Annotated in this window: 25 protein-coding genes; 15 read left to right on the top strand and 10 right to left on the bottom strand. The window is 72.9% G+C overall.

Annotated elements, in window-relative coordinates:
- The first annotated feature begins 144 nt into the window (after window positions 1-144).
- On the top strand, window positions 145-1,752 hold the full coding sequence (locus AC067U_RS33320; protein WP_478833565.1) for an SDR family oxidoreductase: 1,608 nt from the start codon (window positions 145-147) through the stop codon (window positions 1,750-1,752).
- On the opposite strand, the gene AC067U_RS33315 is transcribed toward AC067U_RS33320, so the two are convergent.
- The 3 genes from AC067U_RS33315 to AC067U_RS33305 all read right to left on the bottom strand — a co-directional run bounded on the left by AC067U_RS33315 (window position 1,719) and on the right by AC067U_RS33305 (window position 3,101).
- On the bottom strand, window positions 1,719-2,078 hold the full coding sequence (locus tag AC067U_RS33315) for a PRC-barrel domain-containing protein (protein ID WP_478833564.1): 360 nt from the start codon (window positions 2,076-2,078) through the stop codon (window positions 1,719-1,721). The genes AC067U_RS33320 and AC067U_RS33315 overlap by 34 nt on opposite strands.
- A 321-nt stretch (window positions 2,079-2,399) precedes the next feature.
- Window positions 2,400-2,690, bottom strand: coding sequence for a YkvA family protein (locus tag AC067U_RS33310; protein ID WP_478833563.1), 291 nt, complete (start codon window positions 2,688-2,690; stop codon window positions 2,400-2,402).
- A gap of 39 nt (window positions 2,691-2,729) precedes the next feature.
- Complete coding sequence (locus AC067U_RS33305) at window positions 2,730-3,101, bottom strand: helix-turn-helix transcriptional regulator (protein ID WP_478833562.1); 372 nt, start codon at window positions 3,099-3,101, stop codon at window positions 2,730-2,732.
- A 171-nt stretch (window positions 3,102-3,272) separates the two neighbouring features.
- Here AC067U_RS33305 and AC067U_RS33300 point away from each other — a divergent pair, with 171 nt between their 5' ends.
- The 3 genes from AC067U_RS33300 to AC067U_RS33290 all read left to right on the top strand — a co-directional run bounded on the left by AC067U_RS33300 (window position 3,273) and on the right by AC067U_RS33290 (window position 5,857).
- On the top strand, window positions 3,273-4,223 hold the full coding sequence (locus AC067U_RS33300; RefSeq protein WP_478833561.1) for a SigB/SigF/SigG family RNA polymerase sigma factor: 951 nt from the start codon (window positions 3,273-3,275) through the stop codon (window positions 4,221-4,223).
- Window positions 4,224-4,383: 160 nt separating this feature from the next.
- Window positions 4,384-5,487: a mechanosensitive ion channel family protein gene (locus tag AC067U_RS33295; RefSeq protein ID WP_478833560.1), complete on the top strand. Its 1,104-nt coding sequence runs from the start codon at window positions 4,384-4,386 to the stop codon at window positions 5,485-5,487.
- A gap of 88 nt (window positions 5,488-5,575) precedes the next feature.
- On the top strand, window positions 5,576-5,857 hold the full coding sequence (locus AC067U_RS33290) for a WhiB family transcriptional regulator (protein WP_478833559.1): 282 nt from the start codon (window positions 5,576-5,578) through the stop codon (window positions 5,855-5,857).
- A gap of 117 nt (window positions 5,858-5,974) precedes the next feature.
- On the opposite strand, the gene AC067U_RS33285 is transcribed toward AC067U_RS33290, so the two are convergent.
- The 3 genes from AC067U_RS33285 to AC067U_RS33275 all read right to left on the bottom strand — a co-directional run bounded on the left by AC067U_RS33285 (window position 5,975) and on the right by AC067U_RS33275 (window position 9,148).
- Window positions 5,975-7,483 (bottom strand): hypothetical protein, encoded by a 1,509-nt coding sequence (locus AC067U_RS33285; protein WP_478833558.1) that lies wholly within the window; start codon window positions 7,481-7,483, stop codon window positions 5,975-5,977.
- A 316-nt stretch (window positions 7,484-7,799) separates the two neighbouring features.
- Window positions 7,800-8,234: a hypothetical protein gene (locus tag AC067U_RS33280; protein WP_478833557.1), complete on the bottom strand. Its 435-nt coding sequence runs from the start codon at window positions 8,232-8,234 to the stop codon at window positions 7,800-7,802.
- A 182-nt stretch (window positions 8,235-8,416) separates the two neighbouring features.
- A complete protein-coding gene (locus AC067U_RS33275; protein WP_478833556.1) occupies window positions 8,417-9,148 on the bottom strand; it encodes a ricin-type beta-trefoil lectin domain protein in 732 nt (243 codons plus the stop codon).
- A 182-nt stretch (window positions 9,149-9,330) separates the two neighbouring features.
- On the opposite strand from AC067U_RS33275, the gene AC067U_RS33270 reads away from it, so the two are divergent.
- The 7 genes from AC067U_RS33270 to AC067U_RS33240 all read left to right on the top strand — a co-directional run bounded on the left by AC067U_RS33270 (window position 9,331) and on the right by AC067U_RS33240 (window position 17,223).
- The gene (locus AC067U_RS33270; protein WP_478833555.1) at window positions 9,331-11,253 is read left to right on the top strand and encodes a hypothetical protein; all 1,923 of its coding nucleotides are present in this window, start codon (window positions 9,331-9,333) and stop codon (window positions 11,251-11,253) included.
- Between the two features lie 257 nt (window positions 11,254-11,510).
- Window positions 11,511-12,488, top strand: coding sequence for an MBL fold metallo-hydrolase (locus tag AC067U_RS33265; RefSeq protein WP_478833554.1), 978 nt, complete (start codon window positions 11,511-11,513; stop codon window positions 12,486-12,488).
- Window positions 12,481-13,587 (top strand): RNA ligase family protein, encoded by a 1,107-nt coding sequence (locus tag AC067U_RS33260; protein WP_478833553.1) that lies wholly within the window; start codon window positions 12,481-12,483, stop codon window positions 13,585-13,587. The genes AC067U_RS33265 and AC067U_RS33260 overlap by 8 nt, the downstream gene beginning before the upstream one ends.
- Window positions 13,588-13,645: 58 nt before the next feature.
- Complete coding sequence (locus AC067U_RS33255) at window positions 13,646-14,161, top strand: flavin reductase family protein (RefSeq protein WP_478833552.1); 516 nt, start codon at window positions 13,646-13,648, stop codon at window positions 14,159-14,161.
- A 73-nt stretch (window positions 14,162-14,234) separates the two neighbouring features.
- Window positions 14,235-14,756, top strand: coding sequence for a DinB family protein (locus tag AC067U_RS33250; protein ID WP_478833551.1), 522 nt, complete (start codon window positions 14,235-14,237; stop codon window positions 14,754-14,756).
- 110 nt (window positions 14,757-14,866) lie between these two features.
- Complete coding sequence (locus AC067U_RS33245; protein ID WP_478833550.1) at window positions 14,867-16,099, top strand: FAD-dependent oxidoreductase; 1,233 nt, start codon at window positions 14,867-14,869, stop codon at window positions 16,097-16,099.
- 164 nt (window positions 16,100-16,263) lie between these two features.
- Entirely contained in the window at window positions 16,264-17,223 is a 960-nt protein-coding gene (locus tag AC067U_RS33240) for a hypothetical protein (RefSeq protein ID WP_478833549.1), read from the top strand.
- A gap of 98 nt (window positions 17,224-17,321) precedes the next feature.
- Here the strand turns inward: AC067U_RS33240 and AC067U_RS33235 are convergent, their stop codons facing one another.
- The gene (locus tag AC067U_RS33235) at window positions 17,322-17,762 is read right to left on the bottom strand and encodes a peptidase inhibitor family I36 protein (RefSeq protein ID WP_478833548.1); all 441 of its coding nucleotides are present in this window, start codon (window positions 17,760-17,762) and stop codon (window positions 17,322-17,324) included.
- A 199-nt stretch (window positions 17,763-17,961) separates the two neighbouring features.
- Here AC067U_RS33235 and AC067U_RS33230 point away from each other — a divergent pair, with 199 nt between their 5' ends.
- The 4 genes from AC067U_RS33230 to AC067U_RS33215 all read left to right on the top strand — a co-directional run bounded on the left by AC067U_RS33230 (window position 17,962) and on the right by AC067U_RS33215 (window position 22,854).
- The gene (locus AC067U_RS33230) at window positions 17,962-19,164 is read left to right on the top strand and encodes an FAD-dependent oxidoreductase (RefSeq protein ID WP_478833547.1); all 1,203 of its coding nucleotides are present in this window, start codon (window positions 17,962-17,964) and stop codon (window positions 19,162-19,164) included.
- 149 nt (window positions 19,165-19,313) lie between these two features.
- On the top strand, window positions 19,314-20,990 hold the full coding sequence (locus AC067U_RS33225; RefSeq protein ID WP_478833546.1) for an NAD(P)/FAD-dependent oxidoreductase: 1,677 nt from the start codon (window positions 19,314-19,316) through the stop codon (window positions 20,988-20,990).
- A complete protein-coding gene (locus AC067U_RS33220) occupies window positions 20,987-22,504 on the top strand; it encodes an ATP-binding protein (RefSeq protein ID WP_478833545.1) in 1,518 nt (505 codons plus the stop codon). The genes AC067U_RS33225 and AC067U_RS33220 overlap by 4 nt, the downstream gene beginning before the upstream one ends.
- Complete coding sequence (locus AC067U_RS33215; protein ID WP_478833544.1) at window positions 22,501-22,854, top strand: UBP-type zinc finger domain-containing protein; 354 nt, start codon at window positions 22,501-22,503, stop codon at window positions 22,852-22,854. The genes AC067U_RS33220 and AC067U_RS33215 overlap by 4 nt, the downstream gene beginning before the upstream one ends.
- Before the next feature lie 105 nt (window positions 22,855-22,959).
- Here AC067U_RS33215 and AC067U_RS33210 read toward each other — a convergent pair whose 3' ends face one another.
- The 3 genes from AC067U_RS33210 to AC067U_RS33200 all read right to left on the bottom strand — a co-directional run bounded on the left by AC067U_RS33210 (window position 22,960) and on the right by AC067U_RS33200 (window position 25,788).
- Window positions 22,960-23,772 (bottom strand): polysaccharide deacetylase family protein, encoded by an 813-nt coding sequence (locus AC067U_RS33210; RefSeq protein ID WP_478833543.1) that lies wholly within the window; start codon window positions 23,770-23,772, stop codon window positions 22,960-22,962.
- A 252-nt stretch (window positions 23,773-24,024) separates the two neighbouring features.
- Complete coding sequence (locus AC067U_RS33205; RefSeq protein WP_478833542.1) at window positions 24,025-24,390, bottom strand: hypothetical protein; 366 nt, start codon at window positions 24,388-24,390, stop codon at window positions 24,025-24,027.
- Between the two features lie 42 nt (window positions 24,391-24,432).
- Window positions 24,433-25,788 carry an AMP-binding protein gene (locus AC067U_RS33200; protein ID WP_478833541.1) on the bottom strand — a complete coding sequence of 452 codons (1,356 nt, stop codon included), beginning with the start codon at window positions 25,786-25,788 and terminating at the stop codon, window positions 24,433-24,435.
- Between the last annotated feature and the right edge of the window lie 115 nt (window positions 25,789-25,903).

Raw genomic sequence — 25,903 nt, 5'->3', positions numbered from 1 at the left:
CAGGAGCGCCAGTTGCCGGCGATCTTCCCGTGGCAAGGGGCCGGTGCGGTCCGACTGGGCGGTGCCGGCCGATCCGGGGATGCTGAAGCTTGGTGGCGGCCACGACCGGACCCGCAGGACGCGGCCACCGGAACGGAGGCGGCCATGGACACCCCGCAGACCCCGCAGACCCCGCAGGCCCCCGGGGCTCCACCGACCCCCCGGGCCCCGCTGCACTGCCTGGTCACCGGTGCCACCGGCTACATCGGCGGGCGCCTGGTCCCCGAGCTGCTGGACGCCGGCCACCGCGTCCGCTGCATGGCCCGTTCACCCGAACGGCTCCGCGACCACCCGTGGGCCGGCCGGGTGGAGGCGGTCCGGGGCGACGTCACCGATGCCGCCGACACCGCGTCCGCCCTGCGCGGCATCGATGTCGCGTACTACCTCGTCCACTCCCTCACCGGCGGCCCGGACTTCGAGGAACGCGACCGCGCCGCCGCCCGGACCTTCGCGGAAGCGGCACACGCCGCCGGCGTACGGCGCATCGTCTACCTGGGCGGACTCGTCCCGAGCGGCGAACCTTCCCGCGCTCTCTCCCCGCACCTTCGCTCCCGCGCCGAGGTCGGCGAGATCTTCCTGCGCGGGCCGGTCCCGGCCACCGTGCTGCGCGCCGCCGTGATCATCGGTTCGGGCTCGGCTTCCTTCGAGATGCTGCGCTACCTCACCGAACGGCTTCCGGTCATGGTCACCCCGAGCTGGCTGGGCACCCGGGTGCAGCCGATCGCCGTCCGGGACGTCCTGTCCTACCTGGTCGGCAGCGCCCGCATGCCCGAGGACGTCAACCGCGCCTTCGACATCGGCGGGCCCGAGGTGCTCACGTACGAGGAGATGATGCACCGGTACGCGGCGGTCGCCGAACTGCCGCCACGCCTCATCCTCCGGGTGCCGATGCTCACCCCGCGGCTGTCCAGCCTCTGGATCGGGCTGGTCACCCCGGTCCCTCCCGCCCTGGCCCGGCCGCTCGCCGAGTCGCTGCGCCACGAGGTGGTCTGCCGGGACCACGACATCGCCCGTCACGTACCGGACCCGCCCGGTCACCCCATCGGCTTCGACCGGTCGCTGGAGCTGGCCCTGCAGCGGGTCCGCGAGGCGAACGTCAGCACCCGCTGGTCCAACGCGTCCCTGCGGGGCGCGCCGAGCGACCCGCTGCCCACCGACCCGGACTGGGCGGGCGGCAGCCTGTACACCGACCGCCGGATCCGGGACACCGACGCCGGGCCCGCCGCGCTGTGGCGGATCATCGAGGGCGTCGGCGGCGAGAACGGCTGGTACTCGGCCCCGCTCGCCTGGGCGGTACGGGGCTGGCTCGACCGGCTGGCCGGCGGCGCCGGCATCCGCCGAGGCCGGCGCGACGCCGCCAGGCTCCGGGTCGGTGACTCGCTGGACTTCTGGCGGGTGGAGGAGATCGAACCGGGCCGGCTGTTGCGTCTGCGGGCCGAGATGCGGCTGCCCGGCCTGGCCTGGCTGGAGCTGTACGTCGACCCGCGCACGGGCCCCGGAGTCCGTGACGGCTCCGGGGCCCGCTACCTCCAGCGGGCGCTGTTCCACCCGCACGGCCTGCTCGGCCACCTCTACTGGTGGAGCGTGTCCCCGTTCCACGCGGTGGTCTTCGGGGGCATGGCCCGCAACATCACCCGTGCGGCCGAACGGCTGGCCGCCGAGGAACCCGCGGAGTCCTTTCAGAAGCGGCCCAGCGGGGCGTCGCCCCAGTAGCCGCCGACCGCGCGGCGGTACTCAGGATCGATCGGCTGCCTGTCGCGGACGAACTCGGGCGAGTGCTTGACCTGCTCCCTGGTCAGGTCGACGTAGATTTTCTCCTCCGCCGTGTCGACGCGGAGGATCGTGCCGGCGGGCAGGAGCACCTCCCGGCCGAAGATCCACGGCCCGGTGTCGACGACGATCCAGGAGGCGTCGGTCTCGTCGGAGTGCTTGTCGACCTTGCCGATGGTGCCGTCGAGGGCCTCCACCGCGTAGCCCGTCAGGTCGATGCCTTCGAGGCGGGCGACGGTGAGGCGGTAGGCCCATACGTTGTCGGTCATCGTGCGGTATCCCTTCGCGCTGCTTCTTCCTGCCGGTGCCGGTACCAACCGGCCGTGTACCGAGCTGAGGTGACGGAGCGTCATCGCTCCGCGCCTCCTCCGTTCCGGCGTCCCTGTGCCGGTCCGGGCCGGCCACGGGCCGGATGGCCCCTGGCCAGACTGTGGACGAGGACGCCCAATGCGTAGGCGAGGAGGAGCAGATGCAGCCAGACGGGCCCCGGCGGGGCGGCTCCGGCCTCGGCGAGGGGAAGGAACGGGATCGCTGTCATGATGCGCGCCTGCCCCGGAACGGCGCATCGACACGCCCCGATTGCGGGACGGTCAGCCCGCGGTGTCGCGGATGCCCCCACCCAGGTGCCGGGCCGCGGCGTGGAGCGAGCGCAGGGCGATCAGCAGTACGCCGATGTCGTCCAGGTACAGGGGGTCGGGCAACAGGTCGACCGGCCACAGCGTGTACGCGACGGCGGTCCAGAACAGTGCCTTGTCCCGCAGGGGCACGCCCGCGTCCACCAGCAGCCGCCGGGCCCGGAGCACGCGGACCAGGAGCACGACGGCAACGGCCACGGTGACGACGGCGAGGATCCCGAGGACCCACCAGATGCTGCTGTCCATGCCTGTGCTCCTACCCGCGGTTTCCCCGGTCCGGCACCGTCACGCCGGGTTGCCGGCGGCCCGCTGCGGCCCCGTCTCCCCATCGTCGGCCGTCGTCGCCGGGGCGGCCAGCGGGGCGGCGAGGTACGCCAGCAGTCCGGCGATCTCGTGTCCGGCCTCCGCGGGGTGGCGGAAACGGGCGCCGGGGGCGATGACGTAGCGGTTGCGCCTGCCGTCCCGGGTCCGCGTCAGATACCCGTCGGCCTGCAGGTCCGTGACGATCGCCTGCACGGTGCGCTCGGTCAGGTCGCAGGTCGCCGCGATGTCGCGCAGCCGGACTCCGGGGTCGCGCGCGATGGTGATCAGCACCCGGGCGTGGTTCGTCAGGAAGGTCCACCGGTTCCGGCGGGAAGCCGTGCTCTCGTTCTCCACGCTGGCATTCTTGAGTGAGGACTCGCGAAAAGCAAATCCAGAACTGTTTTTCCGGTATCCCTTGACGTGTGTCCGGAGCCCCGGCAGGGTTCAGGGAAGCGGAAGCTGACTTCCGCGCACCGAGCAATCGCGCAACGCGCCGCAAGCACCCGTGCCCAAGGAGCGAAGACGATGACCCTCACGGCCGCGTACGAGGCCCCTGCCCAGGCGAAGACGCCGACGACGGGCACCCATCCCACCGGTGGTGCCGCACCGGCACCCGCACCCGAACCCGCACCCGCACTCGCCGGGCTGCCGCACGTCTCCTGCCCCCGGGAACTGTCCACCTCCGACGCCCGCCGTCTGACCCGCGTGTTCTTCGAACGGCTGCGGAGCCTCGAAGAGGGCACCCGGGAGTACCAGTACGTCCGCAACACCCTGATCGAGATGAACGTCTCACTGGTGCACTTCGCCGCCCGCCGCTTCCGGGACCGCCCCGGCGGCCCCGAGAACGAGGACATCCTCCAGGTCGGCATCGTCGGCCTGATCAAGGCCATCGACCGCTACGACCCGGCGCGCAACACGCAGTTCACCACGCTCGCCCTGCCGTACATCACCGGCGAGATCAAACGCCACTTCCGGGACACCACCTGGGCCGTCCGCGTCCCGCGCCGCCTCCAGGAGATGCGCGTGCAGCTGGCGAAGGCCACGGAGGAGCTGACCTCCGTGCTGGACCACGAGCCCGCCCCCGGGGAACTGGCGGCCCACCTGGACCTCACCGAGGAAGAGGTCCGCGACGGCCTGGTCGCGGCCAACGGCTACTCGACCCAGTCCCTCGACGCGCCCCAGGAGGCAGCCACCGGCGGCGGCACGCAGGCGCCCGCGGCCGGCCGGGCGCCGCGCACCCTCGCCGACACCCTCGGCGAGGTCGACCCCGCCCTCGAATCGGTCGAGGACCGGCACGCCCTCGCGCCCCTCCTCGCCGACCTGGACGAACGCTGCACCCGGATCCTGGAACTGCGCTTCGGCCAGGAGATGACCCAGGCGGAGATCGGCGCGGAGATCGGCCTCTCCCAGATGCACGTGTCCCGCCTGCTCAACCGCACCCTGGGCGCACTGCGCGAGGAACTGCTCCACGCCTGACCCGGCGCCCGGATCCCGGCGCCCGGATCCCGGCGCCCGGATCCCGACACCGGCGCGCCGCGCCGAGACGGCCGTCCCGGCCGCCCGCGCGGCGGCCGCGCGGGCGGCCGGCGTGCGCGACGGAGCCCGTTCCACGACCCGTCCCTTCCTTCGAGGAGTCATGAACAGCCTTCTCCGACTGCTTGCCGTCATGGGCGGCTCGATCCTGCTCACCCTCACCGCGGGCTGGCTCACCGATCTTCTCCTGCGCCGTGCCGACGCCCGCCACCCCGAGACACCCCTCTGGAACATGCTGCGCCGCTGCGGTCCGTCCGTGCGGGTCCTGCTGTTCACGGCCCTGTTGCGCGGCGCGTACCGGCAGACCGGCTGGGCACCGCTGCGGGAGCACGAGGCGGCCGTGGGCCGGATCCTGACGCTCGTGCTGATCGGGGCGAGCGCCTGGTTCGTCGTCCGCGTCACCTCCGCCGTGGTCGAGTCCACCTACGCCCGCTACGCGCTGGGCACGCGGGAGCCCTCCCGCCTCCGCCGGGTCCGTACCCAGGTGACCCTCATCATGAGGATCGTCACCGCCGTCGTCGCCCTGATCGCCGCGGCCGCGATGCTGCTCACCTTCCCCGACTTCCGTGCCGTCGGCACTTCTGTGCTGGCCTCGGCCGGCATCCTCGGCATCGTCGCCGGCGTGGCCGCGCAGTCCACGCTGGGCAACCTCTTCGCCGGATTCCAGATCGCCTTCGGCGACATGGTGCGCATCGGAGACACGGTCGTCGTGGGCGGCGAATGGGGTGTGGTGGAGGAGGTGACGCTCACCTTCCTCGCCGTCCGTACGTGGGACGAGCGCCGGATCACCATGCCCGTCTCGTACTTCACCGGGAGGCCCTTCGAGAACTGGTCGCGGGGCGGGATCCAGATGACCGGCACGGTGTTCCTGCACTGCGACCACACGGCCCCCGTCGCCCTGATGCGGGAGGAGCTCAAGGAGATCCTCGACGGTTGCGAGGCGTGGGACGGCCGCGGCTGGGACCTCGCGGTCACCGACACGACCCCCAGCACCATCGTGGTGCGGGCGATCGTCACCGCCAAGGACCCGGACGACCTCTGGACCGCCCGCTGCGCGGTCCGCGAACGGCTCGTCGCCTGGCTCGCCGAGAAGCATCCGTACGCCCTGCCTCAGGTCAGCACGTCCATGGCCGTCCCCGCACCCGGCGGCGAGCCGACGCGGGAAGTGTTTGGGAACGCCCACGCGGGCCAGACGCGCCAGGGGTGAGCGCCACGAAACCGGATGGACCCGAAAGAACCCGGAACCCGGAAAGAACCCGAGACCCGGAAAGAACCCGGAAGAAAGGATGCGGCACATGCCGAACGTGACACGTCTGCCCGGGCGGTCGGACCACCACTGGCTGTGGCAGGAGGAGGCCGCGTGCAGGAACTTGGGCACAGAGCGGTTCTTCCATCCCGCGGGGGAGCGCGCCGAGGCGCGCTCCGTACGGGACCGGGCGGCCAAGGAAGTCTGTGCTCTCTGCCCGGTGCAGGTGGAATGCCTGCGGCACGCGCTGCGCGTGGGCGAGCCGTACGGCGTGTGGGGCGGTCTGACCGAGACGGAGCGGCGGGCACTGACGGCACGCGCGGCCGGCTGACGAGCGGCGCCGGCCGACGCGCCGAGGGGGCTTGTGGACAGCACGCCGTCCGCAAGCCCCCTGGAACGTGACGCCGACGTGGCGTCAGCGCTCCGGCCGTTCCCCGTCGGTCCTGCGTCAGCCCTTCGCGGGGCCGGCTGCGGAACCGGTCTTGCTGCTGCCCGTGGAGCGGGTCACGATCGGCCATTCGCGCTGGAAGGCCGCGAAGGGGATCTCCTTCTCGAACAGCGGGGTGCCGAAGACGGCGATACGGGCCATCAGCGCCCCGTTGATGTCGAGACCGCCGTACAGGCCGGCCTTGCCGTTCACCACCGGTGCGGCGCCGCCCGATTCGATGGTCACCGACCCGTCGACCGCGGCCCGCAGGTAGGGCTTGATCGAAGCCTTCACGCCCACCGCGTCGTACAGGGCGACCGAACCCTCGAGATCCAGGCCGGTACGGACCGAAGCCGAGCCGCTGAACTTGGCGCGCACGGGGGAGATGTCCGTGGTGCCGGGCTCGGTCTTCGTCGTCCAGCCCTTGCCCTTGGCGTAGTCGGAGCGGATGCCCCAGTCGGCCGCGAGCTGCTGTTCGGCCTCGACCGTGACCTTGCCGTCGGCGGAGACCGTCGCGTGCAGCGCCAGGTCCAGCCCGATCACGATCGGCACCGGACCGGCCATCACCGTGGGGGTGGCGTGGAGCTTGGCCAGCGGGATCCGGACCGGCTCCGCCGACCCGGAGATTCCGGCGGCGACACGCCAGTTGGCGCGGGCGTCCACGTCGAAGCCGACGCTGGCCTGACGCGGGCTGAGCGCGTGGCCGTCGTAGGAGAAGTCGATGGACGGGTCGATCTCGACCGAGCCGGACAGATCCACCGAACCCCCGTGGGGCAGCGGGACCTTGGTGTCCGCGTCCAGTTTCAGTCCGGTCGAGACGGACCCGTTGCCGCCGTCGGCACGCTTGCCGAAGGAGATCTTGAGGTCCTTCACCTGTGGCTCGACCTTGATGCTGCTTGGGTCCAGGGCGGTCCGCAGGCTGGCCGAGGCGTCACCGAGCAGTTCGGCCACGGTGGCCGGGCGGGTGGCGACGGAGGTCTTCCCGCCCTCGGTCCGCTTCACCTCGGTGATCGCGACCAGCGCACCGCGGGGCGCGGCCGGGGTCGGCGGACTGTCGATCAGCTGGCCGACCTTGACCGCGGGTGCGGCCGCGGTCCCGCCCTTGCCGCCCTGCGGGGTTCCTCCGGAGGGGGCGAGCACGGCCGCGCCGGTCCGCTGGTCGTAGGAGGCCAGCGTGAGGTCGGGGGCGCCGGCCACGGGTGCGGGTTTGCCGGTCCGGGCGGAGGCGGGGGAGACGAGGGCCAGCTTCGCCGGCTTCCCGGCGGGGACCACGGAGACCGGCAGGCTGCCGGCCGTGGACGTGCGCGGGGGCTTCGGCTTGGCGGAGGCGGGGCCGCCGCCGGCCTTGGTGGTGCTGTCGGTGGCGGCGGAGCCGGCCGGCGGCGTCGCGCCGGGCCCGGTCGGGTCTGCCGCCGAAGTCGCGGCGTCGGCCGCTGACTTGGCGTCCGGCGTCGACGTACCGCAGGCGGTGAGCGTGAGCGCGGTGGCTATGAGGAGTGCGGGAAGCGCTCCGCGGGTGCTTGGGGACATGCAGGAGGTGCACCTTCGGCTTTGATGGTCAGTCAGGAAGGCAAGGCATGGGAGCGGGGGAGGGGTGCCGTGCGCGCGGTGGCGCAGGCGTGGTGGCGTCAGGACCGCGAACGTCGGTACCAGGTACGGATGTCAGGCCCTTGCCATCCCGCTCACCGCAACTACTGGGTAGTAGCTTCAGTGAGGGTGACCGTACACCAGGCGGGCGGGCGGCCCGAAACCCGGACGGCAGTGCCGGCAGGCGGACCGAAACGATCAAGCCAGTGGTCATCCAAACCCTGAACACCCGCTTCAAAAGCGCGGTGTTGATGAACCGTCAACCACGCCGTCGGCCGTCCCCTGCCTCCTCCCGCAGCCACGGCCACAGCACCAGATGGGTCAGGCCGGCCGCGGGGACGACGGCGAAGGCGATGGCCAGGGTGCGCTGCCGCACCGCCTCTCCGGACCATGCCGCGTCCCAGGCGTGCGGCAGACCGGACAGCAGCACGCTGCAGAGGAGCGACAGCCCCACCGAGCACACGCCGGCAGCCAGTGTGCACACGATCCACCCGGGTGTGCGCGGGCCGTAGCGGCTTCGCCACCAGAGGGTGAGCGCGTGGGCCGGTACCACCCCGCAGACGGCGGTGAGGAGGGACAGCACCATCACCGCGGCGAGGCGGAAGCGCAATCCTTCGATCAGCCAGATGTTGCCGATCACCACCAGGGACACTCCCAGCCCCACGATCGCGGCCCACGACAGCCGTTGCGACATGCTGCGTCCCCCCTGGATCAGCCCCGCCCCGACCGGCAGAAGCGGCGTCCCTCTCCGCCGGCGGGCCCCATCCTCCAGGCGGGGGACCCTCCTCCGCCACCCGTGTGTCCACGCGACGCAGCCTCCGTACGGCGCGGGGGCGCCGTACGGAGGCGGTCGGGACGGCCGGCGTCAGGGGTCGGTCAGGTTCCCAGGGGTGCGCCGCGCCACTGCTGGTTGGTGTGGCTCGGCGTGCAGTCCCAGATGCCCAGGCGTGCTCCGTTGCCGGTGGCCCAGCCCAGGGCGTCGAGGCACTTGCCCGAGTGGACGCTGCGCAGCAGGCCGCCCGGCAGCACCTCCCACTTCTGGTTCAGGCCCTGGTGGCAGGTGTTGAGCCCGAGCAGCGAGCCGTTCTCCGTCTTGGCGTACTGGACGTCCATGCACCGGCCGAGCGCGCGGAGGGTGCCGTCCCCCTCCAGCCTCCACGCCTGTGCGTCGGTGCCGTTGCACTGGTAGAGCTGGATCGGGGCGCCGTCCTTGAGGCTCGCGCCCTTGACGTCGACGCACTTGCCGGAGTGGACGCCGACGATCTGGCCGGATCCCGGAGGCGGCGGCGCGGTGCAGTAGATCTCCACGAGCACCTGGTAGTAGCCGTTGTTGCCGATCGGGTTCGCGGCCGGACCGGCGGACCGGGAGCAGCGGTTGCTCTCGTACCCCTCGTTCGCGGCCGCTCCGTAGGCGCTGGCCCAGGCGGCGTCGACGGCGATGTTGTAGGGGCCGTATCCGGTGCCGAGGAAGTACTTCGGGGCGGTGGGCGCCAGGGTGGCCGCGGACGAGGCGTTCTCCGCGGCGGATGCCGTCGCGGGTGCGGAGAGCAGGGCCGTTGCGGTGAGGAGGGCCATGGCCGTGGTCGACAGCCATCGAACCAGCTTCACGGCAGGCTCCTTTCGGGTTCGTGGTGGTCGTGCAGGAAGGTGTGCCGCCGGGGCCCCGCGGTCGGCTCGACACTAGCCCCGGTCCGCGGGCGCGGAGTCTCACGCAGGTATCAACTCCGGCCACACTTCGGCTGGTTGCTTTCTGACCTGTGGAGACGGCGGGTGGGTATCGTCCCGAGTCCGTGAAGATCCCCCATGGCCTCTCCGACCTGTCGGCCGCGCTCGAGTCGAGCCCCGTGGTGAACCTGACCGGCGGTGTGGGCAGCGGCAAGAGCGCACTGGCCCGGCAGCTGCCGCTCGCGGACCATGTCGACCTGTGCGGTCTGACCGCGGCCGAGGCCGCGGCACGGCTACGGGCGCTCGCGGCGCCCGGCGGGCTGCTGTTGATCGACAGCGTGGACGGGCCGGCCCGGGCCGAATCCGTCGCGGCCGCCCTGGACACCCGTGCCCGGCCCGTGCTCCTGGTCAGCCGGCGGCCGCTGCGGTCCGTGCCCGGCTGGGCGGAGCACGCCCCGGCCACCGTGCCCCTCGATCCGTGGCCGGCCGAGGCCGTCGAGGAGCACCTGCGGGCGGCCGGCCTGGCCGACCCCGAGGCCGTGGCACTGGGGGTCCGCCTGGCGGGCGGACTTCCCCTCCTGGCCGAACTGGCCTGCCGCGAGCTGCTGGCGGGCACCCCGGCCGACGCACCCGGCGCCGTCGCCGACGCCATGACCGAGGAGGTACTCGGCAGGCTCGACCGCGAGGACACCCGGACCGGGGGCCGCCACCGGCACGCACTGCGCCTGCTGGCAACCGTGAGAGCGGGCGACGAGAGCCTGCTCACCGGCGGCCCGGAACTGTTCTCCACGCTGGCCGGGCTGAGCCTGGTGCGCCGGGAGCCGCTCGGCCTCGCGGTGCGCGAACCGTACCGAACCCTGTTCGAACTCGCCTACGCCTGGCGGCGCCCCCAGGCCCACGACAGCGTCCGCAAGCGCGCGGCCGGCTACCGCCGGTCGCTGCTCACCCAGCGCCGGGATCCGCGCGAGCAGGCACAACTGGTGGAACAGGGCCTGTTCCTCTCGGGCGAACCCGTCCTGCGCCACTCACTGTTCCCCCCGGTCGAGGACTCCGCGCTGATCCGGCCCGCCGGACCCGGAGAAGCCGACGACATCGCCCGACTGATGCACCGGTGGGCGGCCCGCAGCGGCTTCGACCCCCGGCGCTCCGAGCGGATCACCGAAGGCTGGCTGGCGGCGGCACCCACCGCCTTCCATGTCGCCCGGGACCGGGACGGCCGAGCGGTGGCACTGGCCGCACTCGTGCCGGTCGGCCCGGACACGGCGGACGGGATCGAACCACTGCTCCAGCAGCACGCCACCGGCCTCCTCACGCCGCCCCGCGGCCGACCGCACAGGACCGGCGGCGCGAGCCGGGCACAAGCCGCGACCGGTCTGTTCCTGGGGGCGGCCTACGGCGCGGACGCGGGCGCGCACGCCCAGATGCTGCGCCACATCCTCGTCCAGGCCACCCTCGCCGGGCACCTCGTCGTCTCGACGGCGAGCCCGGACTACCAGCAGCTGCTGCATGCGCTGAGCTTCCGCCCGCACGGCGGCATCCGGGACGACGTCTACCGCTGCGGGCGCCGCCCGGAGGTGTACAGCCAGGACTTCACCACCGTCAGCCTGTCGGGCTGGATGAGCAGGCTCGGCCCCGGCGCGGCACCCACGGCAGGTCAGGATCTGCCGGCCCTGGTCGGATGGGCGCTGACCCACGTCCGGGAGCCGGCCCGGCTGGCGGACAGCCCACTGCTCACCCTGCCGGGACTGGCCACCCCCCGGTCGCTGGGCGGATGGCTGAAGGACCGGGTGGACGCCCTGGCCGGCTCACCCACCGCCGCGGACAGCGAGGCGGGCGCCATCCTCGCGGCGTACTACCTCGGCCGGTCCCGTACGCACCACCAGATCGCACGCAGCCTGCACCTGAGCCGGGCCACCTACTTCCGTCGGCTTCGCCACGGCCTGGCACTGCTGGCGGCCCAACTCCCCGGAGCGGTGCCTCAGCCGGCCGACATCTCGGAGTCGCCGTCCTTGTCCGGGGCCCAGTCGGTGCGGGAGTCCTCCTCGTAGGTCGGGACGGGCGACCACTTGGTGGCCGGGTTCGCCCACAGCCACTCGCCCCCTGCGGTGCCCCCGGCACCTGTACGCAGAGTGGCCGACCGCATGCGCGCCGTCAACGGGCTGTGGACAGCGCCGCGGGCAACCCCGCGGCCACCCCCGCGGGCGGCGCCGAAATCCACAGGCGGCGCGAAATCCGCAGGCCGTCCGTGATGACCGCCCACTACGATCGGGGCCCACCCGATCATCACGGTCCGACGGAGGCACCGATGACCCAGGCCCCCTCACGGACCACCCTCCCCGCCCACCCCGAACGGCTGGAACAGGGACACCCCTTCCGCCAGTGGAAGACCTGGCGCATCCCCGGCACCGAGCTCACCCTCACCGGCTACTCACGGGCCAACGACAAGACCTTCTTCCACGTCCCGGAGCTGCGCTGCGCCCTGGACGCGGGACTGGCGGAAGGCCGGCAGCCGGAGACCGTCTTCCTCACCCACACCCACCACGACCACTCCAAGGACCTCGACTACCTCGCCGCCCGGCCCGGCGGAGTCGACATCCACCTGCCGGCCGCCGCCGTGCCGTACGCGGAGGCCTTCCTGAAGGCCTCGGCCGAACTCAACCACGGCACCGCCTACGATCCGGCCCTGGCGGCGAACGGCCGACTGCACGGCGTACGCGGGGGAGACGAGTTCACCTTCGGCCGCCGCGGCCACCACGTGCGGGTGGTGGAATGCGCCCACAAGGTGCCGTGCGTGGGCTACGCGTTCTCGGAACGTCGCAAGGCACTGCTCCCCGAGTACGAGGAACTGCGCCGCACCCTCACCGGACAGGGGCGCGGCGCCGAGTTCGGCCGTATCGTGGCCCGGCGCCGTGCGGAAGGCGTCCAGGTGGAACACGAGGTCCGCCGACCGCTGTTCGCGTTCCTCGGCGACACCAACGTCAGTGTCTTCGAGGAGAACCCGTGGCTCTTCGAGTACCCGGTGCTGATCACCGAGTGCACCTACCTGGACGACGCCGAGACGGACCGCGCCGACCGCGTGGGCCACACCGTCTGGAGCCGGCTGCGGCCCTTCGTCGAGGCCCATCCCGACACGCTGTTCGTCCTCACCCACTTCAGCCTGCGCCACTCCGACCGGGACGTCCTCGACTTCTTCGGCGACGCACCGCCCGCCAACGTCCTGCCGTGGGTGCACCCGGACAGCCGCCTGCCCGAACAGCACCAGCACGGAGGTACCCGTGACTGACCACCCCTGGTCGCCCTACCCGAAGATCCCGTCCCGGCGCCGATTGGCCGAGACGCGGGTCCGGGACTGGGTCGCACTGGAGAAGGTCCACGGCGCGAACTTCGCCGTCGTCTGCGACCACACCGGAGTACGCCCGGCCAAACGCCGTGAACTGCTCGGCGAGGACGGCCTGGACGACTTCTTCGGCGTGGCCCGGATCTGGCCCGCCCTGGCCGTCGCCGCGGACCGCTGCGCCGCCGCGCTGCGCCACCGGCACGGCGTGGACGCCTCCGCCCCGGTCACGGTCTACGGCGAACTGGCGGGCGGCCGCTACCCGCACCCGGACGTGCCGTCCTCGCCGGGCACGGAGCCGGTGCAGACCGGCGTCTGGTACGCACCGGGACTCCTCTGGCTGCCCTTCGACGCCGCGATCGGCGGCAACGGCACGAGCGACGGCGGCACGAGGAGCGGCGATGACGGCGCCGGCAGCGGCGGTGACGGTACGAGCAGCGGCGGTGACGGCACGAGCGGCGGCGGCCTGCTCTGGGTCGGTGACCGGGTCCTGCGCGAGGCCGCGGCGGCGGCCGGCCTGCACTGCGCCCCGCTGATCGCCCAGGGGACGCTCGACCGGGTCCAGGACCACAGCCCCGTGTTCCCGACCCGGGTACCCGCCCTGCTGGGACTGCCCGAACTCCCCGGCAACCTCGCCGAGGGCCTCGTCGTCAAGCCGGCGGGCACGTGGTGGTCCCCGGCCGGTATCGCCGCCGGCGCGCGGCCGCTGGCCAAGTCCAAGCACCCCGCCTTCGCGGAGGACGAACGCTTCGACGGCTCCCGCCCCTACCGGGTGCCCCCGACGGGCGCGGCCGGCGTACCCGGCTGGCTCCTCGGCCAGGTCACCGGCCTCCTCACCCCCGCCCGTGCCGCGGCCGCCGTCAGCAAACTCGGCCCGCGCACACCCGCCGAAGAGGTCGCCGCGGAGATCGTCCGGGACGCGGTGGAGGAGGCCGCCGAGGCTCTGGGCGGCCTCGACGACCGCCTCGCCGCGGCGCTGCGGGAGGCATTGCGGCCCGGAGCCCGTACCCTCGCACGCTTCGACGCCGCGGACCGCCGCGCGCACTGAGCGGCGGGTGCGAGCCCCTCGGCGGCATGCCGCCGGGCAGGGCGGGCAGGGGGAGAGCATGGCGGAAGCGGACTTCGGACGGTTCGGTGACCTCCTCGACCCACCCGTGTACGTGGTCACGGTGGCCGGCGCGAGGGGCCAGGAGCGCTCCGGCTGCCTCGTCGGGTTCGCGTCCCAGTGCTCGATCCGCCCGCCCCGGTTCATGGTCTGGCTGTCGGTGGTCAACCACACGTACCGCGTCGCCCTGAGCGCGTCCTACCTCGCCGTGCACGTCCTGGACCGCGGACAGCTCGGCCTGGCGGAGCTGTTCGGCCACGAGACCGGGGACACGACGGACAAGTTCGCGCGGGTCGCGTGGCGTCCGTGCGGGCCGGAGCGGACGCCCGTCCTGGACGACGCCGCCGCGTGGTTCCTCGGCCGCGTACGGGAACACCGGTCGGCGGGCGACCACGTCGGATTCCTGCTGGACATCACCGACGAAGGCTCCGTCCCCGCCACCCCGACGGCGTCCGGCGGAGAACGGCTGCTCTCCTACGACGACGTACGGAACCTGCAGCCCGGCCACCCCGCCTGAACCGTCCCCGCAACCGTGCCCGGGAAGCGGAAAACACGGGTCGGCGAAGGCTGCCGCGGCCTATCGTGGTGCCATGATCACTCGCACCTCGATGGCACCCGCCACCTTCCACGCACCGCTCCGCGACCAGTTCGAGGCGTTCCTGGAGGAGCACCGCTCCGCCCTGCACGACAGCCTCGACGGGCTGACCGAAGAGCAGGCCCGGCGCTCGCTGGTCACCTCCAAGACCACCCTGCTGGGCCTGGTCAAGCACGCCGCGTTCGTCGAGAAGGTCTGGTTCGACGAGGCGGTCACCTGCCGGTCCCGCGCCGAGATCGGCATACCGGAAACCCCCGACGAGTCCTTCGACCTGGACGAAGGGGACACGATCGACTCCGTCCGGAAGTCCTACCGGGACGCCTGCGCGGCCTCGCGCGAGGCCACGGCCGGACTGACGCCGGACGACCTCCTCCAGGGCAACCGGCGCGGTCCGCTGCCCCTCCGCTGGGTCTACCTCCACGTGCTGCGCGAGTTGGCGCAGCACTGCGGCCACGCGGACATCCTCCGCGAGCAGGTCCTCGAGGACGCCCCCGCGGACGCCCCCGCGACCGGGTGACGATGGTCCGATCGCGCGGTGAGCCGGGACCGCCGGTTCCCGCCGCCGTGGGCGCGGTATACGTGCCCTGATCACCCATGGCCCCGAAAGGCGCGAAAGGACTGGTTTCCGTGGAGCGTACGACCTGCTGCGTCGTCGGAGGCGGGCCCGCCGGAATGGTTCTCGCGCTGCTGCTGGCACGGGCCGGGGTCCAGGTGACGGTGCTGGAGAAGCACGGTGACTTCCTGCGCGACTTCCGCGGTGACACCGTGCACCCCTCCACGCTGTCGCTGCTGGACGACATCGGCCTCGCCGAACGGTTCGCCCGGCTGCCGCAGCGCCGGGTGACTTCGGTGCAGCTGCCGATCGGGCCGAACCGGTCCCTGGTGACGGTCGGGAACATCGGAGCGCTGCGCGGCACCTACAACTACATCGCGATGGTGCCCCAGTGGGACCTGCTCGACCTCCTCGCGGACGAGGCGGCCCGCGAGCCGTCCTTCCAGCTGCGCATGGACACCGAGGCGACCTCCATCCTGATCGAACGGGGACGCGTCAACGGGGTGCGCTACCGCACCGCGGACGGCGGTACCGGCGAACTGCGGGCCACCCTGACCGTCGCCTGCGACGGCCGCGGCTCCCTGGCCAGGGAGATGCCCGAACTCGGGCTGCAACGCTTCCCTTGCCCGATGGACGCCTGGTGGTTCCGGCTGCCGCGCCACGAGGACGACCCCAGCGGGCTGGTGGGGGGCCTGGGGGAGCGGTTCTTCACCGCCCTGATCGACCGCGGCGACTACTGGCAGTGCGCGGCGCTCATCCCCAAGGGAACCGATGCCGAGCGCCGCGCCGCGGGGCTGGACCGCTTCATGGAACAGTTCACCGCGGCCGCGCCGTGGCTGGCCGACCGGGCCCACGCCCTCGCCTCCTGGGACGAGGTGAAGCTGCTCGACGTACGACTGGACCGGCTGCGCCGCTGGCACCGACCCGGGCTGCTGTGCATCGGTGACGCCGCCCACGCGATGTCACCGGTCTTCGGCATCGGCATCAACCTCGCCGTCCAGGACGCGGTGGCCGCGGCCCGCCACCTCGTGCGCCCGCTGCGCGAGGGCACCCTGGGGCTGTGGGACGTCCGCCGCGTCCAGAACCGCCGGCTGCCCACCACGGTGGCGACCCAGGGCCTCCAGCGGCTCGCCCACACCCAGGTCATCGAGCCGCTGCTGGCCGGCCGCTCCGCCTTCGGCCACCCCCGGCGGACGAAACGGATGACCGAGCTCGTCACCGACTCGCGCTGGCTGAACCGGCTGCCCGCCTACTTCCTCGCCTACGGTGCCCTGCGCGAGCGGCCACCGAAGGAATCCCTCCGCTGACTCCTCCGTCGGCCCGTGCACCACATGCGGGCGGGCGATCCGTCGAAGCCCGGAACCTGCTCCGGCCGGCGGAAGTGACGGGCCACCACCCGCTGCTCCGCGCTGCTTCTTGCTCGGCGAGCCCTCTCTCTCCGTGGTTCCGGGCCGGGCGTTAGCCTCTGTGGATGATTCCTGCAGTGCCTCCGAAGGTCATCACGCGATACCGTGACGGGTCGATATACGCCTACCTGATCGACTCCGGGGCCCTTGGGACGCTGGAACCCGCCGCGGTGTTCCAGCCGCAGCCCGGCGACGAGGTCGTGGACTGTGCGGTGCGGCCCGATCTGGAGCGAGTCGTGTACACGACGCTGAACGGGATCGTCTGCCTCACGCGCGCCGGCGACCTGGTGTGGACGTCGGCCTTCGAGCCGCACTCCGACGTGCACCGTGGCCACCTGCCCGGATGTGCGCTCTCCCTGGACGGCCGGACCGTGTGGGTCTACCGGCCGGACGCGATGGCGGGGCGTGGGGGCGGAGACCAGTGGGTCGTGTACGACGCCGACAGCGGGGTGGTCCTTGCCCGCCGGGAGCTGGAGACGGTCGGGCACGGCGCCGGCCAGCACGTGCACCCCGTGGACGGCAGTGTCTACCTCGACGTCGGTGAGGGGCAGGACGGCTCCGTCATCCTCCGGGGTACGGACGGCGCCGACGGCGCGCCGGAGTTCGTCACGTACCCGTGGTGGGACCGCTGCCTGATCGAGCTGGCACCGGGCGGGCAGCAGTTCATGACGGTCGACCACGGGCAGGCGGACGTTTCCTTCCACCACCACCCCAGCGGGGACGTGCTCTTCACCGTGCCCGTCGAGGCCTTCGGATACGACCCCGAGCAGACCTTCGTGGAATGGAGCGGCGGCTACCTGACCCCGGACACGGCCGTCGTCACCCTGGGCGGTGAGACCCAGGACGAGGAAGAGTGGTTCCGCTGCCACCTGGTCGACGTGCGCACGGGCTCGGTCAGCGGGGAGATCGCCGTCGAGGCGACCAGCCCTTACGAACTGGACCCCCTGGGCGACGGCTCCTGGCTCACCGACGGCCCCGACGGCTACCCCGTCCGCTGGGCCCGTGCCCCGCACCCCGCAGGTTGACATGCGGTCAGCACCTTGAAGCCGGTTGCAGCGGACAGGGACTGAAAGCAGTGGGTCGGCCGGGGGAGTTCTTTTGTGCGCGTTCAATTCTTCGGTGGTCACCGGATACGGCAGGTGTGGAACCGGTTGGACTTCACGTGCCCGAACGCCGCCGGAAGCCGGTCGATGCCCTGGTCGGGCCGGAGGGTCAGAGCACTGCCCTTGAAGTGCGCCCTGTTGTAGACGGTGACGCAGCGGCCCCACACCGCGTCGCCGGTCCGCCACGAACCGGAGCCGTTCCACACCGAGAGCCCGCCGTTGAGCCCGACATAGGAGGTCGTCTCCGGATACCAGGGCATGTCCTCCGCCACGGGGCTCACCACCCCGGTGTAGCCGGGCGAGGTCCATCCGCACATCCAGCCCGGCGAGCAGCGCTCCTCGACCGGGGTCACCGCCGGGGACGCCGCCGCAGCCGAGGGGGCGATCACGAGTCCCGCGGCGGCGAGCGCGGCGGCGACACCCCCGCGGAGGGCCGCCCTTCCGAGGACTTCGTGCCGCATACACCCATCGAAACGCCGGACGGCGAAGATCGCATCGCATTTGCATTGCATTGCATCGCGTCGCAACGCATCGGAGCGGTGAGCGGCGGGACTTCGGCTACCGTCCCGCAGGACGTGAACCGGGCCGGGATACCGTGGCCCCACAGAGCGGGACCGGGACCTCTGCGGCCGATGCCCGACCCGAACGGAGAGGTGTGCTGTGCCGAGACGACATGCGGTGGTGGTCGGCGCCGGCATCGGCGGCCTGACCGCCGCGATCGCCCTGCACCGCCGCGGCTGGCAGGTGACCGTGTGCGAACGTGCCCCCGAACCCCCCGTCACCGGCGCCGGCATCGGCCTCGCCCCCAACGCCCTGCGGGCCCTCGAGGCCATCGGCGTGGACGCCGCCCGCACCGTCGGCAGCGCAGTGCCGGACACGATGGGGGTGCGCCGCCGTGACGGCCGGTGGCTCACCCGGATGAGCACCGCGGACATGGCGGACCGCTACGGCACGGCGCCGATCGCCGTCCCGCGCCCGGCCTTCACCGCCGCCCTGGCCGCCGCCCTGCCCCCGGGCACCCTGCGCTACGGCGCTGCCGTGACGGCCGTGGACGACCCCGTGGACGACCCCGTGGGCCGCCCGCTCGTCCGCACGGCGGGCGGCGCCCAGGAGGACCTCTCCGCCGATCTCGTCGTCGCCGCCGACGGCATCCGCAGCCCGCTGCGTACCGCCTTCTTCCCGGCCCACCCCGGCCTGCGCTACCTCGGCGAGACCGCGTGGCGGACCATCGTGGACGCGCCGGACCTCCGGATACCCGCCATGAGCGAGACCTGGGGACGCGGCGAACGGTTCGGCGTGACCCCGCTCGCCGACGGCCGGTTCTACCTCTACGCCACCGCGGTCGTGCCGGCCGGCACCCGGTCGGCGGACCCGCGCACCGAACTCCGGGACCGCTTCGGTTCCTGGCACGACCCGATCCCGGCCCTGCTGGACCGCATCGGCCGCCTCGACCCCGCCGACGTACTCCAGAACGACCTGCACGACCTGGCCGCCCCGCTCCCTCGCCTGCACCACGGGCGGATCGCCTGGCTCGGCGACGCCGCCCACGCCATGGCACCCAACCTCGGCCAGGGCGGCTGCCAGGCCATCGAGGACGCGGCGGTCCTCGCCCGCCTCCTTCCCCCGGGGGACGGCACCGAGGGTCCGGACGCCGTTCCGGCCGCCCTCGCCGCGTACACCGCCGCCCGCCGCGACCGCACCGACGCCGTCCGCGTCCGCGCCCGCCGGGTCGGCCGCCTGGGCGCCCTCCGCAGCCCGCTCGCGGCAGCCGCCCGCGACCTCGCGGTCCTCGCCACCCCCGCCCGCCTGGCCCGGTACGGCCTGGACGACCTCTTCAACGGTTTTCCGCCGCCGGGCCGCTGACCGCCGGCGACCGCCGGCGACCGGCCGCGCACCCGGAGCGAGCGGCCGCGGCGTGCCGGAGCGGTCCCGCACGATCGAACATACGATGGGCGGGAACCGGCGCGGCCGCCCTGCCGTGCCCGACAGCCGGAACACGCAGGTGGAGACGCATGGCACAGGCCGGCGACGCGACACGTACCGTGATCCTGACGGTGGACGACGATCCGGGAGTCTCCCGCGCCATCGCCCGCGACCTGAGGCGCCGCTACGGCGGCGGATACCGGATCGTGCGCGCCGAATCGGGCGAGTCCGCGCTGGAGGCACTGCGCGAGCTGAAGCTCCGCGGCGACCTTGTGGCCGTCATCCTCGCCGACTACCGCATGCCGCAGATGAACGGCATCGAGTTCCTCGAACAGGCCCTCGGCGTGTACCCGGGCGCGCGGCGGGTGCTGCTGACCGCGTACGCCGACACCAACGCGGCCATCGACGCGATCAACGTCGTGGACCTCGACCACTACCTGCTCAAGCCCTGGGACCCCCCGGAGGAGAAGCTCTACCCGGTCCTGGACGACCTGATCACGGCCTGGCGCTCCAGCGACCACCGGCCCGTACCCGCCACCAAGGTGGTCGGGCACCGCTGGTCGGCACACTCCTCACAGGTACGGGAGTTCCTGGCCCGCAACCAGGTCCCCTACCGCTGGTACTCCTCCGACGAGCCCGAGGGCCGGCGGCTCCTGGAGGCGGCCGGGGCCGACGGCCGCAGGCTCCCCCTGGTGATCACACCGGACTGCACCGTGCTGACCGACCCGGAGCCGCCCGAACTGGCCGCCCGCGTGGGGCTCGCGACCACCCCGACCGCCGACTTCTACGACCTGGTGGTCATCGGCGGCGGGCCGGCCGGACTCGGCTCGGCCGTGTACGGCGCCTCCGAGGGGCTGCGGACCGTCCTGGTCGAGCGGTCGGCGACCGGCGGGCAGGCAGGCCAGAGCTCCCGCATCGAGAACTACCTCGGCTTCCCGGACGGCGTCTCGGGCGCACAGCTCACCGAACGCGCCCGCCGCCAGGCCGGCCGGTTCGGCGCAGAGATCCTCACGGCGCGTGAGGTCACCGGGCTGGAGGCCAGCGGCTCGGCCCGCGTCGTGCACTTCTCCGACGGCTCCACGGTCGCGGCGCACAGCGTCATCCTGGCGACCGGTGTGTCCTACCGCCAGCTCGGCGCCCCCGGCTGCGACGGCCTGACCGGCCGCGGGGTGTACTACGGCTCCTCCCTCACCGAGGCGTCCTCCTGCGAGGGGCAGGACGTGTACGTCGTCGGCGGCGCCAACTCCGCCGGACAGGCCGCCGTGTTCTTGGCGCGGGGCGCGAAATCGGTGACCCTGCTGGTGCGCGGGGAGTCCCTCACGGCGTCGATGTCGTACTACCTGGTCCAACAGATCGAGGAGGCACCGAACATCAGGGTGCGGACCCGCACCGCCGTCGAGGCGGCGCACGGTGAGGAACACCTGGAACGGCTCACCCTGCGGGACCTCGCCACCGGCGCCACCGAAGCCGTCGACGCCCAGTGGATGTTCGTCTTCATCGGTGCCGCCCCGCTCACCGACTGGCTGGAGGGTACGGTGCTGCGCGACCGGGACGGCTTCATCCTGGCCGGCCCGGACCTCACCCCGGACGGGCGCCCGCCGGCCGACTGGGAACTCGACCGGCCGCCCTACCACTTGGAGACCAGCGTTCCGGGCGTGTTCGTGGCGGGCGACGCGCGCGCCCGGTCCGCCAAGCGGGTCGCCTCCGCAGTCGGCGAGGGAGCCATGGCCGTGATGCTCGTCCACCGCTACCTGGAGCAGTCGTGAACGGGCGGTTCACGTCCTGCGACCCGCAGGAGATCGGTTCCCTGTTCCTGTTCGAGAAGCTCTCCCCGGAGCAGCTCGGCCGGCTCTGCGCCGAGGGACGCGTGGAACGGTTCGAAGCCGGCCCGGTCTACACCGAGGGCGAACCGGCCACCTGCTTCTACGTGATGATCGAGGGCGCCGTCGTGCTGTACCGCCGGGTCGGCGGCGAGGACGTGGAAGTCAGCCGCACCTCGCAGCGCGGCGTGTACGCGGGGGCCATGCAGGCGTACCTGGGCGACCGGGTGCCGCAGACGTACGTCAACTCCATGCGGGTGACCGGGCCCACCCGCTTCTTCGTCCTGCCCGCGCAGTCCTTCGCGGACATCATGCAGGAGTGGTTCCCGATGGCGGCACACCTGCTGGAGGGCCTCTTCTTCGGCGCGAAGGACACCCAGCGGGCCATCGGACACCGCGAACGCCTGCTGGCGCTCGGTTCGTTGTCCGCCGGCCTCACCCACGAACTCAACAACCCGGCCGCGGCCGCGGTACGGGCCACCGCGGCGCTGCGCGAGCGCGTGGGCAAGATGCGGCACAAGCTGGCCGTCATCGCCCGGGGCCCCTACTCCCGCGAGGCCCTCGCCGACCTCATCGAGATCCAGGAACGGACCGCCGAACGCGTGGCCAAGGCACCGGTGCTGAGCCCACTGGAGGCTTCCGACCGGGAGGACGAGCTCGCCGACTGGCTCGAGGACCACGGCATCCCGGAGGGCTGGCGGATCGCCCCGGCCTTCGTCCAGGCCGGGTTGGACCCGGACTGGCTGGAGCAGGTCGCGGCGACCGTGGCCGAGGACATCCTGCCGGGAGCCGTCGGCTGGCTCAACTACACGGTCGAGACCGAACTGCTGATGGACGAGATCGACGACTCCACCACCCGCATCTCCCACCTCGTGGACGCGGCCAAGCAGTACGCGCAGCTCGACCGTGCCCCGCACCGCGACGTCGACGTGCACGAACTCCTCGACAGCACCCTGCTCATGCTGTCCGGCAAGATCGGCCCCCGGGTGCGGGTGGTCAAGGACTACGACCGATCCCTCCCCGACGTACCCGCCTACCCGGCGGAACTCAACCAGGTGTGGACCAACCTCATCGACAACGCGGTGTCCGCCATGGGGAGCACCGGCGGCGAGGGCACGCTGACCGTCCGCACGGCCAGGGAGGGCGACCGCCTGCTCGTGGAGTTCCGGGACACCGGCCCCGGGGTCCCCGAGGACATCCGCGGGCGCATCTTCGACCCCTTCTTCACCACCAAGCCGGTCGGCGAGGGCACCGGCCTCGGCCTCGACATCTCCTGGCGGATCGTCGTCAACAAACACCACGGCAGCCTCCAGGTCGAGTCCGTCCCGGGCGACACCCGCTTCCAGGTGCTCCTCCCGCTGACCTCCCCCGACACCGACACCGACACCGACACCGATGCCGATGCCGATGCCGGCACCGAAACCGGCACCGACTCCGAGACCCCCGAGGAGCCCGCATGACCGAGACCGACGGAATCGACCCCGGCGTCCCGCCCAGCGGCACCGGCTGCGCCGAATGCGACGCGGTCGGCGGCTGGTGGTTCCACCTGAGGCGCTGTGCCCAGTGCGGCCACATCGGCTGCTGCGACTCCTCACCGGCCCAGCACGCCACCGCCCACTGGAAGTCCACCGGGCATCCCCTGGTGCAGAGCTTCGAACCGGGCGAGGAATGGTTCTGGAACTACGACACCGGCGACCTGTACGACGCGGGGCCCGAACTGGCCCCGCCGTCCGACCACCCGTCCGACCAGCCCGCCCCGGGCCCGGCCGGCCGCGTCCCCCAGGACTGGCCGGAGCTCCTGCACCGCTGAAGACCGGTCGGACCCGCCGGACAGCCGTCGTCCCCGGCCGGCCGCCGTGCGGTCCGCTGCCGCCGTTCCCGCGTTCGCCTTCCGGACGCGCGAGGGCGGCCGCGGTCAGCCGCCGTCGCGGGCCGGGAAGGTGAAGGCGTACCCCTGCCGGGCGAACCACGGCAGCACCTGCCGGAGGGCGGCCACCGTCTCGGAGCGGTCACCGCCCCCGTCGTGGAAGAGCACGGTGGGGCGGACGAGGGGGTGCTGCACGGTGTCCACGATCGAGGGCACGCCCGGACGGCTCCAGTCCTTCGGGTCCACGCTCCAGCCCAGCGGCCGCATCCCGTGCTCGGCGGCTATGCGCCGGCTGTCCGGGGTGAACGCTCCGCCCGGCGCCCGGTAGTAGTCCACGCGGGCCCCCGGCGCGGCCTTCTCGATCATCTGCTTGCCGCCCACGATCTCCCGCTCCTGGTAGGCGACCGGCTTGTGGTCCATGGCCGTGTCGTGGCCGACCGAGTGGTCGCACAGCCGGTGGCCCCGGGCCACGACCTCACGGACCAGGGCGGGGTGCTCCTGCGCATGGTTGCCGATCATGCAGAAGGTGGCCTTGACGTGGTACCGGTCGAGGACGTCGAGCACCTTGGGCGTCCAGACGGGGTCGGGGCCGTCGTCGATGGTGATGGCGACCGAGCGCTCCGCGCCCAGGGCCGTCCTGGTGATCGTCATGGGCGGCGTCCCGCGCCGGGCCCCCGACGCCTTCGCCGACTGCGCGGCGGCAGCGGCTTTCGTCCCGGTCCCCGTTCCCGCCCCCGTCCCCGCCTTGCCGTCCGTGGCGGCGTACGAGGGGGTGCCCAGGAGCGCCGCGGGGATGAGGACCGCCGCCGCCAGGGCGGTACGGCCGGCCCGACGCCGGGCACGCGTGCTGGTGATCGCCATGAAAGCCGCTCTCGTGTCGCAGTGAGGTCCCCCGGCCGACAAGGGTACGTAATGCCGCAATCGTCCCCATCGTCCTTTCGGCTCCCCCGGCCCGTCCCGACGGCCGTGCACCACGCCCCGCGCCCGGACAGCGCCCGCCCACCGCCGCCCCCGCCCCCGGACGGAAGGCGATAATGTGCCTTTGGTCACAGCCGGCGGTGCGAGGGCCGGTGGCAGGCCACGGCCACGGCCACGGCGCAGCCCCGGCCGCGCTCAGCGAAGGCGCGCGGACCGGCGGACGCGCTCGATCCGGTCCGCGGCCCGGCCCGCGTCCGACCCGCCGTGCTCCACACGGCGCTCCAACCGGCGGATCACGGTCTCACCGAGCCGGACGTCCGCCCACTTGCGCCACGAGCCGGTACCCGGCCGCCCGAAGCGGACCTCCGACTCGTCCACCGCCCCGCCGAACCCCTCCAGCTTGCGCAGGGCCACCTGCTCGGCCCGGCGCAGCCCGTGATGGCGGGCCCGACGGGATCGCGGGATGTTCTTCCGCGAGCTCTTGTCGTTCTCGCCGTAGGAGTTGCGGCGGTCCTTGACGTAGCTCAGCCGCTTCTTCTCCTGCGGGGATCTGGGTGTCATGCGCGCATCGTGGCAAACTGCCGGGGCCGCCGCCACCGCCTTTCAGCGCCGGGCGGTGCCGCGGCCGATCACCACCAGACTGCCCTCCGGAGTGCGCCGCACGAGGTCACCGGTCCGGAGGTAGCCGTCGACCGTGAAGGAGCGTGCGTCGAGTCCGGGCGCCCGGTAGTAGCCGCGCGGCGTGCAGGGCCCGCGGGCGAGGAGCTCGCCGGGCTCCCCGTCGGGCACTTCCTCGCCGTCGGCGCCGACGATGCGGATCTCGTCGTCGGGCGAGAGCGGCCGGCCCTGCGTGGTGAGCACGGTCTCTTCGGGATCCCCGGGCCGGGTCAGGGTGAGCGGCCCTTCGGGCCCGCCGTGGACCTGTTGCAGTCGGCCGCCCAGTTCGACGGCCACCCGCTCGGCGGTCGCCCGGTCCAAGGGGCCGCCGCCGATCTGCACCAGACGCAGACTGCTCGTGTCGGCCCCGGCCGTGGGAAGCGCGTCGAGCCAGTGGCGGGCGATGCCGGGCGACACCGAGGTGAGGGTGACCCGCTCCCGTCCGATGAGCGGAAGGCATGCGGCGGGCTCCGGGCCGTCGGCCAGGACCACCGTGCCGCCCACGGAGAGCGCGCCGATGATGCCGGGGCAGCCGAAGGCGAAGTGGGACTCCGCGGGCAGCGCGGCGAGATACACGTCGTTCTCGGTGAGCGACACCAACTCGGCGGCGGCCCGCGCCTGATAGGCGTAGTCGTTGTGGGTGCGGGGAACGATCCGGGGCTCGGCGGCGGTACCGCCGGAGAGCAGCAGGAACGCCACCTGTTCGGCCCTCTGCGCCTGCGCCGGTTCGGGGGGCCCGTCCACGGTGCTCAGCGAGGAGTACTGGCAGCCCCACGGGTCGGTCGTGAGCCCGCCGTACGGGGACGCGGTACCCGGCTCCTCGAAGGTGAACACCCGCCGCAGGAAGGGCCATCGGGCCGCGATGTCCGAGGCCACCGCCATGTGGTCGACGCCCCCGTACGCGGACGGGCCGACGTAACCGGCGGCCTGGGTGACCCGTACGAGCTCGGGCAGCTCGGACGCGGGGTGGGAGAGCGGGCAGAACACGGGGACCGCGCCGGCACGCATCAGCGCGAACACGGTGAGGACGAACTCGGGGACGTTCGGCAGCTGGACGACGACCCGCATGCCGGAGCGGATGCCGCGCATCCGGAACCCGGCGGCCATCCGGTCCACCCGCCGGTTGAGGTTCGCGTACGTGAGGCGGGTGTCCCCGTGCACGAGCGCGGTCCGCGGCCCGTGGTCCAGGGCCCACCCGCGCAGCAGGTTGTCCAGGGTGTTGCCGCGCCAGTGCCCGGCCGCCCAGTAGCGGTCCGTGAACTCCTCGGGCCAGGGCGTACAGCCGTTCAGCAGGGATGTCATGGGTTTCCTTCGCCATCGCCTCGACCCGGACCATCCAATCCGTCAGCACCCCTGGCCACAATGGTGCTTTCGCCACCACGGACACCGAATGCGGTCATCGGAAAATCCAACACCC

This window comes from Streptomyces sp. NPDC043853 (assembly GCF_056436025.1).
The sequence above is the reverse complement of the archived record's forward strand: the minus strand, read 5'-3'. Positions and strand labels throughout refer to the sequence as shown.

Excerpts from the sequence above, each read along its gene's own strand:
- AC067U_RS33320 (WP_478833565.1), top strand. The coding sequence starts at position 145 with ATGGACACCCCGCAGACCCCGCAGACCCCGCAGGCCCCCGGGGCTCCA.
- AC067U_RS33315 (WP_478833564.1), bottom strand. The coding sequence starts at position 2,078 with ATGACCGACAACGTATGGGCCTACCGCCTCACCGTCGCCCGCCTCGAA.
- AC067U_RS33310 (WP_478833563.1), bottom strand. The coding sequence starts at position 2,690 with ATGGACAGCAGCATCTGGTGGGTCCTCGGGATCCTCGCCGTCGTCACC.
- AC067U_RS33300 (WP_478833561.1), top strand. The coding sequence starts at position 3,273 with ATGACCCTCACGGCCGCGTACGAGGCCCCTGCCCAGGCGAAGACGCCG.
- AC067U_RS33295 (WP_478833560.1), top strand. The coding sequence starts at position 4,384 with ATGAACAGCCTTCTCCGACTGCTTGCCGTCATGGGCGGCTCGATCCTG.
- AC067U_RS33290 (WP_478833559.1), top strand. The coding sequence starts at position 5,576 with ATGCCGAACGTGACACGTCTGCCCGGGCGGTCGGACCACCACTGGCTG.
- AC067U_RS33285 (WP_478833558.1), bottom strand. The coding sequence starts at position 7,483 with ATGTCCCCAAGCACCCGCGGAGCGCTTCCCGCACTCCTCATAGCCACC.
- AC067U_RS33280 (WP_478833557.1), bottom strand. The coding sequence starts at position 8,234 with ATGTCGCAACGGCTGTCGTGGGCCGCGATCGTGGGGCTGGGAGTGTCC.
- AC067U_RS33265 (WP_478833554.1), top strand. The coding sequence starts at position 11,511 with ATGACCCAGGCCCCCTCACGGACCACCCTCCCCGCCCACCCCGAACGG.
- AC067U_RS33255 (WP_478833552.1), top strand. The coding sequence starts at position 13,646 with ATGGCGGAAGCGGACTTCGGACGGTTCGGTGACCTCCTCGACCCACCC.
- AC067U_RS33250 (WP_478833551.1), top strand. The coding sequence starts at position 14,235 with ATGATCACTCGCACCTCGATGGCACCCGCCACCTTCCACGCACCGCTC.
- AC067U_RS33240 (WP_478833549.1), top strand. The coding sequence starts at position 16,264 with ATGATTCCTGCAGTGCCTCCGAAGGTCATCACGCGATACCGTGACGGG.
- AC067U_RS33235 (WP_478833548.1), bottom strand. The coding sequence starts at position 17,762 with ATGCGGCACGAAGTCCTCGGAAGGGCGGCCCTCCGCGGGGGTGTCGCC.
- AC067U_RS33225 (WP_478833546.1), top strand. The coding sequence starts at position 19,314 with ATGGCACAGGCCGGCGACGCGACACGTACCGTGATCCTGACGGTGGAC.
- AC067U_RS33215 (WP_478833544.1), top strand. The coding sequence starts at position 22,501 with ATGACCGAGACCGACGGAATCGACCCCGGCGTCCCGCCCAGCGGCACC.
- AC067U_RS33210 (WP_478833543.1), bottom strand. The coding sequence starts at position 23,772 with ATGGCGATCACCAGCACGCGTGCCCGGCGTCGGGCCGGCCGTACCGCC.
- AC067U_RS33205 (WP_478833542.1), bottom strand. The coding sequence starts at position 24,390 with ATGACACCCAGATCCCCGCAGGAGAAGAAGCGGCTGAGCTACGTCAAG.
- AC067U_RS33200 (WP_478833541.1), bottom strand. The coding sequence starts at position 25,788 with ATGACATCCCTGCTGAACGGCTGTACGCCCTGGCCCGAGGAGTTCACG.